The 8,081-nt window shown below is 73.1% G+C and carries 8 protein-coding genes; all 8 read left to right on the top strand.

Annotated features, from left to right (window positions below; translation table 11 throughout):
• The first annotated feature begins 497 nt into the window (after nt 1-497).
• The gene (locus ACWGL3_RS07955; RefSeq protein WP_267946128.1) at nt 498-1,619 is read left to right on the top strand and encodes a hypothetical protein; all 1,122 of its coding nucleotides are present in this window, start codon (nt 498-500) and stop codon (nt 1,617-1,619) included.
• A gap of 69 nt (nt 1,620-1,688) precedes the next feature.
• On the top strand, nt 1,689-2,462 hold the full coding sequence (gene cpaB / locus ACWGL3_RS07960) for a Flp pilus assembly protein CpaB (protein ID WP_267946129.1): 774 nt from the start codon (nt 1,689-1,691) through the stop codon (nt 2,460-2,462).
• A 27-nt stretch (nt 2,463-2,489) separates the two neighbouring features.
• On the top strand, nt 2,490-3,866 hold the full coding sequence (locus ACWGL3_RS07965) for an AAA family ATPase (RefSeq protein WP_431061443.1): 1,377 nt from the start codon (nt 2,490-2,492) through the stop codon (nt 3,864-3,866).
• Nucleotides 3,859-4,272 (top strand): TadE/TadG family type IV pilus assembly protein, encoded by a 414-nt coding sequence (locus ACWGL3_RS07970; RefSeq protein WP_267946131.1) that lies wholly within the window; start codon nt 3,859-3,861, stop codon nt 4,270-4,272. Before ACWGL3_RS07965 ends, ACWGL3_RS07970 begins: the two co-directional genes overlap by 8 nt.
• Nucleotides 4,269-4,736, top strand: a complete 468-nt coding sequence (locus tag ACWGL3_RS07975) for a TadE/TadG family type IV pilus assembly protein (RefSeq protein ID WP_267946132.1) — start codon at nt 4,269-4,271, stop codon at nt 4,734-4,736. Before ACWGL3_RS07970 ends, ACWGL3_RS07975 begins: the two co-directional genes overlap by 4 nt.
• 48 nt (nt 4,737-4,784) lie before the next feature.
• The gene (locus ACWGL3_RS07980; protein WP_267946133.1) at nt 4,785-6,110 is read left to right on the top strand and encodes a CpaF family protein; all 1,326 of its coding nucleotides are present in this window, start codon (nt 4,785-4,787) and stop codon (nt 6,108-6,110) included.
• A 55-nt stretch (nt 6,111-6,165) separates the two neighbouring features.
• Entirely contained in the window at nt 6,166-7,098 is a 933-nt protein-coding gene (locus ACWGL3_RS07985) for a type II secretion system F family protein (protein ID WP_267946134.1), read from the top strand.
• Between the two features lie 13 nt (nt 7,099-7,111).
• A complete protein-coding gene (locus ACWGL3_RS07990) occupies nt 7,112-8,023 on the top strand; it encodes a type II secretion system F family protein (RefSeq protein ID WP_344183521.1) in 912 nt (303 codons plus the stop codon).
• Nucleotides 8,024-8,081 lie beyond the last annotated feature (58 nt).

The following is an 8,081-nucleotide window of genomic DNA, read 5'->3' on the forward strand; positions in this document are numbered from 1 at the left end:
CGACACCCGTGCCCGCCGGGGAGTTTTCCACAGTTCGGCCGTGGGCACTGGTGGGAGGCGGAGCGGAGGGGCATCCTTGGGTGGGAAGGACGGAGGTGAGGAGACGAACACGCGTACAGCCCGCGAACACGCCGGGCAAGGCACACACATGTCCACCGGACCGGCGCGGAACGGCCTGTCCACCCCCTGGCCGCATGCGGCCGACGCGTCCGGCGTCCCGCCCCGGGCCGGTCCCCCGGGACCTGCGCGGGAGGCGCCGCGCACGGGTCGCACACGCGGGTTTCCGCCCCCGGTCCTTCCGGCCGGCCCGCGCCTCCTGTTCAATGGCGACAAATGCGAGGTCTCCCCCCTTCAGCCACACATTCGTTACGATGCGTTCGGGTGGCACCTTCGACGCGGGAGGCCGCTCTGCTTCAGATCTCTCCCAAGCGCGCAGAACCGATGGAGCTTGCCCAGTGTCCAGAGCCCAACCTCGGTCGGCGACGACCGTCGCCCTGTTGGCGGATATCCCCAGCACGGGCCATGTGGGCGAGGTCCGGGCGCAGCGGTTCGCGATGCGGGGCGAGGGCATCGGCGAGCGCAGCTCGGCGTTCGTCGCCTTCGCCAGGCAGCAGGTGGACGCCGGCCGCAAGGTCGTCGCGCTCTACCCCGCCTGGCGGTCCGAGGACGCCGAACGCGCGATCAACTTCGCGCGCGGCTCCATGCGCACCGACCACGTCGCGGGGATCGCCGTCGACCTCTCCCCCCTGGCGCTGTCACTGATCGCGGACCAGCTCGCCTACCTCGCCCCCTACCTGCCGCCGGGCATGGTCGCCGCGCTCTGCGACGAACTCCCCCGGCACCTGCTCGCGGGCGCCTGGCTGAAGACGGTCTCCGGCCTGTCCACCATCCCCACCTCGATGCGCCAGCACATGGGCTCCTTCGCACCGTCCGTGTCCTTCCTCGCCTACTGCGCCCCCACCGCCCGCGTGGGACGCCTGCGTCCGGCCGACGTCTCCCGGACGCTGCCCTTCCGCCCGGTCCAGCCGGTCCAACTGCTCTGCTCCACCCCCGACCCGTCCATCACCGGGGTCTTCGACGACAACCTGCCGCAGGCCATCCAGCCGGTGGCCACCCGCACCCTTCCCGTCCAACCGCTCGGGCCCGTGTACTGGGGAACGTCCCGGTACGTGGAGTTCGTGGCCCTGAGCGCCCACCCCCAGGCGCTCGCCTACGCGGCGGGCGCCATTCGCGCCTCGTACTGCTCCTGGTGCGGCGAACCCATGTCGGGCAGGCCCTGCCCCTTCTGCTCGGCCGACAGCCCCCGGACCGGCGCAGGCGTCCGGACACCGCAGACGTCCCGGCCCCCCGTGCCCGAATCCGCGCCCCGGCCGCAGCGGCGCCCGTCCCCCGGCCCCGCGCAGGGCCCGGCGGAGGGCCCGGCGGAGGGCCCGGCGCCCGGCCGGCGCCGGGCGGGGCCCGTACCCTCCGACCCGCCGTCCGACGGCACCCCTCCGCCCCCGGGCGGCAGGGGCGCCGCCGACGGCCGACCGACCCCACCGACCGCCGACCGGCCGGAGGGCGCCCCGTTCACGGGCCGCGCCCTGTGGCCCGGTACACCCAGGACCTACTCCCGCTAGGGCCCGCGACCGCGCCGGCCCGACGGGCGGACGGCTCCGCGACGACACTGGAAACGGAAAAGACCCCCTATGAACCCCCGTCAGCGACGTGGCGTGCTGCTCATGGTCGTCGCCGCCATCGGCGCCGTCGCCGTGTTCGCGTCCGTGTTCACCTACCTCAACTCGCAGCAGGACCGCCTGGGCGAGTTCGCGACCGTCCTCCGCCTGTCGGAGGACGTGGACGCCTACCAGCCCGTCGGCGAGGACTCCGTCGAACGGGTGCAGGTGCCGAGGATGTACTTCGACCCCGAGGTGTTCATCACCGACCTGGCCGACGTGGACACGCCCGCCGACCAGGAGCTCGTCGCCGCCTCCCACCTGGAGGAGGGCGTCTACCTCCAGCGCGGCATGGTGCAGCCCCAGCCCACCCTCACCACGGGCGAGCGGGAGATCGCGATCATGGTCGACGCCGAGACCGGTGTCGCGGGCAAGGTGCAGCGCGGATCGTTCGTGGACATCTACGGCACGTTCCAGCCGCGCGACCACGGTGAGGCGTGCGCGGTGCGGATCATCACCGAGGTCGAGGTCCTCGACATCGGGGAGCTCCGCTCCCAGGAGCGCGAGAACGGCGGCGTCTCCGGGGTGGTCCCGGTGACCTTCCGCCTCGACCCGCAGGCGGCGCTCCAGCTCGCCTACGCGGAGGACTTCTCCACCAAGCTCAGGCTGGCGCTGGTGAGCGCCGACGGCGGCGGATCGCCCGGGGCCAGCGAGTTCTGCAGCGGGGACTTCGAGGACCTCGCCGGGGGCGCGACCCCCGACGAGGGAGAGACGACCGACGAGCGGCCCGCGCCGCATGGGGGGTAGACGTTGATGTTCCGAGTCCTGGCGGGTATGCCCACCTCCGAGGCGGAGCTGGTGCTGGCCGCGCGCTTCGAGGAGCTGGGCAGCGCCGAACTGGTGGCCTCCCGGCCCACCACCTCCGCGCTGATCGACGCGGCGGGGGAGTTCCCCGAGATCGACGTCGTGCTCATCCACCAGGAACTGGGGCCCGCCCCGGTGTTCGACGCCATCCGCGACCTGTCCCACCGCCACCCCCAGCTCGCGATCCTCCTGGTCTCCCCCACCATGGACCCCGACACGTTCACCGGGGCGATGGAGGCCGGCGCCCGGGGCGTGCTGCCCCACGACTCCGGGATCGCCGAGCTGGAGACCCGCGTCACGAAGGCCGCGGAGTGGTCGCGGACCCTGCGCCGCCACCTGGAGTCGGCGTCCCTGGACCTGCCCGCCTCCGGGGTGCGCGGCCGGATCATGGCCGTCAGCGGCGCCAAGGGGGGCGTGGGCGCCACCACCTGCGCCGTCCACCTCGCGATGGTCGCGGCGGCCGCCGGCCGGGTCGTGTGCCTGGTGGACCTCGACCTCCAGACGGGCGACCTGCCCGCGTTCCTCAACCTGCGCCACCGCCGCTCCATCAGCGACCTGGTCGACGCCGGGGACGACATCACCCCGGGGATGCTCGCCGAGACCCTGTACGTGGACCACCGGGGCCCGCACGTCCTGCTCGCGCCCGAGCACGGCGAACGCGGCGAGGACGTCACCGCCCGCGCCACCCGCCGTGTCCTCAACGCGCTGCGCTCCCGGTACGAGCTGGTGGTGGTGGACTGCGGCTCGACCATGAACGAGGCCACCGCCATGGCGGTGGAGCTCGCCGACACCGCTGTCGTCACCGTCACCCCCGACGTCCCGGCGCTGCGCGGCGCCCAACGGCTCATGGGCATGTGGGAACGGCTGCAGATCCGCTCCCACGAGGACGTGTACTCGCTGGTCACACGGCACAGCCGCAAGAACGAGATCCAGCCGGACTTCCTCCAGCAGCTGCTGGGCACCAGGGTGCTGCGCACCCCGGTCCCCGCGGCCTACCGGGCCCTCGAACCCGGGGAGAACAACGGCGATCCGACCAAGGTCACCGACGAGGGCCTGCGCAAGGCCTTCGCACGCCTGGCCGCGGAGCTGGACCTGCTGAGCCCGCCGGCCCCTCCGGGCAGCGGCGGCAAGGGCGGGTCGACCACGCCCTCCGGCGGTCTGGGGTCGTTCGCCGCCCTCGCGGACCGCCAGGCGCTCGCGCCGTCCACCCGCGACGTGTCCGGGTTCCTCAACGCGTCGGTTCCCGACCCGGCCCGCAGGGCCGCCAACGGGTCCTCCGCGACACCTTCGGGTGGCCGCCCGGCGGGGCCGTGGGGCGGCGGGGGCCGCGGTGGGTTCGATGGCTGAGCCGCGGTCCGCGCGCGCCCGGCGCCGCCGCGACGACGGCGCGGTCATCGTGGAGTTCGCGGCCGCGGTGCCGTTCATGATGCTCGCGATGGCGCTGGTGTGGCAGGTCCTGCTTCTCGGCATCACCTCGATGTACGCCTCGCACGGCGCCGCCGAGGCCGCCCGCCAGGCCTCCGTGACCCCCGACGACATGGAGCGCATCGGTGAGGAGGCCCGCAAGCGGGTGCGGCCGCCGTGGGACGGCGAGGACGTGATGACGGTGAGCGTCGTCGAGCGCGACGGCGGGCGGTTCGCGCGGGTCACGCTCGCCATGCCGATCTTCCTGCCCGGGGTCACGGGGCCGTGGGACATCACCGGTGAGGCCCTGGTCGTCCCCGAGGTGGAGCCGCGGGGGACCGCGCCATGAGCCGACCGACCGCCGGTCCCGGCTCCGGCCGGGGCGGCCCCACCGCCCGGGGCTCCTCCCCGGGGCGCCCGCGCGGTGGAGCCGCGCGGCGCCTACCGCTCGGCGGCCGGGCGGGGCGGGACGCCGACCGCGGCGGCCCGCTCCTGGAGTTCGCGGCGTTCTTCCCGATCCTGCTCCTGACCGCGGTCGTCGCGATCGAGGCGTTCCTGGCCTTCGTGGCGGTCGAGCGCCTGGAATCGGCCGCGCGCGCCGGCGCCCGGGTGGCCGGGGCCGAGCAGCTGCCGGGCGCGGAGGCGGCGGCCCGGGAGGCCCTGCCCTCGTGGCTGGACGACGCGACCGTCACCAGCGGGACCAACGACAGCGAGGGCTTCTACGTGGAGGTGTCGCACCCGCTGCCCATCGTGTTCTCGTCGTCGGGGCTCGACCTGACCCTGACGCGTCGCGTGGACATGCCCAATGTGTGAGGCGGGAGCGGTGCGCCGCGCCCGTCCGGGGGGAAGGAGACGAGGGACATGGGCCTGAAGGACCGCCTCGAGGAGGACCGCGTCGTCGAGGGCCGCGCGGACAGCGCCAGCGTGACGCACTGGCGGCGGCGCCTCCTGGAGGAGATCAACCTGGAGGACCTCACCCAGCTCACCCTGGCGCAGCGCCGGGTGCGGCTGGAGAAGGTCGTGGGTCACATCCTCACCCGCGAGGGCCCGGTGCTGTCCGACCGTGAGCGGTCGCTGCTGATCCGCAGGGTCGTGGACGAGGCCCTCGGCCTGGGTGTGCTGGAGCCCCTGCTGGCCGACGAGACCGTCACCGAGATCATGGTGAACGGTCCCGACAACGTGTTCATCGAGCGCGGCGGCAGGATGCAGCGGGTGGACGCCACCTTCAACGGCGAGGAGCAGCTCTACCAGACCATCGACCGCATCGTGTCGCTGGTCAACCGCCGGGTGGACGAGTCCTCGCCGATGGTCGACGCCCGCCTGCCCACGGGCGAGCGCGTCAACGTGATCATCCCGCCGCTGTCGCTGTCCGGGCCGATCCTGACCATCCGGCGCTTCCCCAAGCCCTACCCCATCGACGAGCTCGTGCGGATGGGCAGCCTGGACGCGCCGACGGGCATCCTGCTGGCGGCGATGGTGCGGGCCCGGTTCAACATCGTGGTGTCCGGGGGCACCGGCACGGGGAAGACCACGTTCCTCAACGCCATGTCGGCGTTCGTGCCGACCGACGAGCGCATCGTCACCATCGAGGACTCCGCCGAGCTCCAGCTCATGCAGGAGCACGTGGTGCGGCTGGAGACCAGGCCGGCCAACATCGAGGGCCGGGGTGAGATCGCCATCCGCGACCTGGTCCGCAACGCGCTGCGGATGCGCCCCGACCGCATCATCGTCGGCGAGGTGCGCGGTCCGGAGACCATCGACATGCTCCAGGCCATGAACACCGGCCACGACGGCTCCCTGGTGACCGTTCACGCCAACTCGGCCGACGACGCCATCTACCGGCTGCAGACCCTGGCGACGCTGGGCGACGGCAACGTGCCCTACGACGCGATCCGCGACCAGATCAACAACGCGGTGGACGCCATCGTGCACCTGGGGCGCTGGCCGGACGGGTCCAGACGGGTCAACGAGATCGCCGTGGTCTCCTCACGCCGCCGGGAGGAGTTCCGGCTGGACCCGGTGATGACCTTCGACGCCCTGCCCACGGGCCCCAACCGGTCCGTGTCGGGCGAGTTCCGGCACTACCCGATGCCGCGGCACATGGCGGGACGGATCTACCACGTGGGCGAGGCCATCCCGGCGGCGTTCGGCGTCGTCCCCGACGAGGGCGTCGCGGGCCGATGGTGACCCCCCTTCCCGCGCCCTCCGGGGCGTGCTCGCCCCCCACCCGATTGGAGTCCCGGTGACCTGGCAGTTCGTGGCGATCCTCGGCGGCCTGGCCGTGGTCCTCGCCGTGGCCCTGTGGGGGCTGTGGGAGTTCGTGGCCAGCGCCGAGCAGCGTCGCATGATCGCCGCCCGCAGCGCCCTGGACCGGGCCGAGTACGAGGCGTCCACGCCGGCCGCCCGCCTGGACGCGGCCATCTACCGCACCCAGTGGGGTTCGCGTCTGTACCGCCGGATCGCCAGGTCCGGGGCGGACGTGCGCCTCTCGACGTTCGTGCTCGCGCTGACCGGCGGTTCGCTCCTCGCGGTGATCGTGGTCTGGCAGGTCCTGGCCCCGTTCTTCGGCCTGCTGGCCGCGGTCGGGGTGGCGTTCCTCTTCTTCTCCTACCTGAACCGGGCGGAGGCCAAGCGGCGCGAGGAGTTCACCGCCCAGCTGCCGGACCTGGCGCGGGTCCTGGGCAACGCGACCTCCGCCGGGCTGGCGCTGCCCACGGCGGTGGCGATGGCCGCCGAGGAGCTGGACGGGCCCGCCGGGGAGGAGCTGGGCCGGATGGCGGAGTCGATGAAGCTCGGCGCCTCCTTCGAGGAGGCCGTGCGGGAGCTGCGCGAGCGGATGCCCTCGCGTGAGCTGGGGGTGCTGCTGTCCACACTGGTGGTGGCGTCGCGCTCGGGAGGTTCGCTGGTCACGGCGCTGCGCAACATCTCCGAGACCCTGGAGAACCGCAAGGAGACCCGGCGCGAGGTGCAGACGATCCTCAGCGAGACGACGAGCACCGTGTGGGCTCTGGGGTTCATGTCGGTGGGCGCCCTGTTCCTGATCAACGGCATCGAGCCCGGGATCATGCGCGTCATGACCACGTCCGTCGCGGGGGTGACGGTGCTGCTGGTGGTGGCGGCGCTGTTCGCGCTCGGTTTCCTGCTGGTGTCCCGCATCACCAAGTTCGACCTCTAGAAGGACTCCCCCGATGAGTGTGCTCCCCACCCTGGTCCCGCTCGCCGCGGCGCTGGCCGGCGCCCTGGTCGTGCTGACCGCCTGCTACGGCCTGTACCTGACCATGTCGCGGACCCGGGTGGAGGTGGGCGGTCCGGCGGCCCGCACACCCCGGACCAAGTCGGAGGAGACGTTCTTCCTGCACCGCCTGACCGAGGCGATCGGCAAGCCCTTCGTCAAGTCGGTCCTGGCGTCGATGAGCCCGCGGATGCGCGCCTCCGTCACCGAGCGGCTGGAGGCGGCGGGGCGCCCGGACGGGCTGACCGTCGAACGGTACGTGCGGCGCAAGATCGGCGAGGTGGCGCTGTACGGCCCCCTGGGGCTGCTGATGTTCGCCGTGGGCAGCCCCCTGGTGGGCGTGGTCGTGCTGGCGTTCATGGGGCTGACCGATCTGAGCATGTACGTCCAGGGCCAGGAGCGGGCCGACCGGGTGCAGTCGCAGCTGCCGGACTTCCTGGACGTGCTCTCGGTGACGGTGAGCGCGGGGATGTCGTTCCGGGCCGCGGTGGCCAGGGTGGCCGAGTCGATGCCCGGGGTGCTCGCCGACGAATTCACGCTCGCCCTCCGCCAGATGGAGCTGGGGACGTCCCGGCGCGAGGCCTTCGAGATGCTGCGGCGCCGGACCCGCAACGAGTCGCTGAGCAAGTTCGTGACCGCCATCCAGCAGGCGGAGGAGCTGGGCGCCCCGCTCAGCGACACCCTGGTGGACATCAGCCGGGACATGCGCCGCGCCGACGCCCAGTACATGCGCCGCAAGGCCCAGAGGATGAACCCGCGCGTGACGATGGTGACGGCTGTGACCCTGCTGCCGGGGCTGCTGATCCTCATCGTCGGGTCCATGTTCCTGGGCACAGAGGTCGACCTCGGCGCCATCTTCGGCGGCTGACCGCCGGTCCCCCGGGGCAGCCCCCGACCGCGGTGGCGGCCCCTCCCCGAGTTCGGGG

Source organism: Nocardiopsis sp. NPDC055824 (assembly GCF_053616335.1).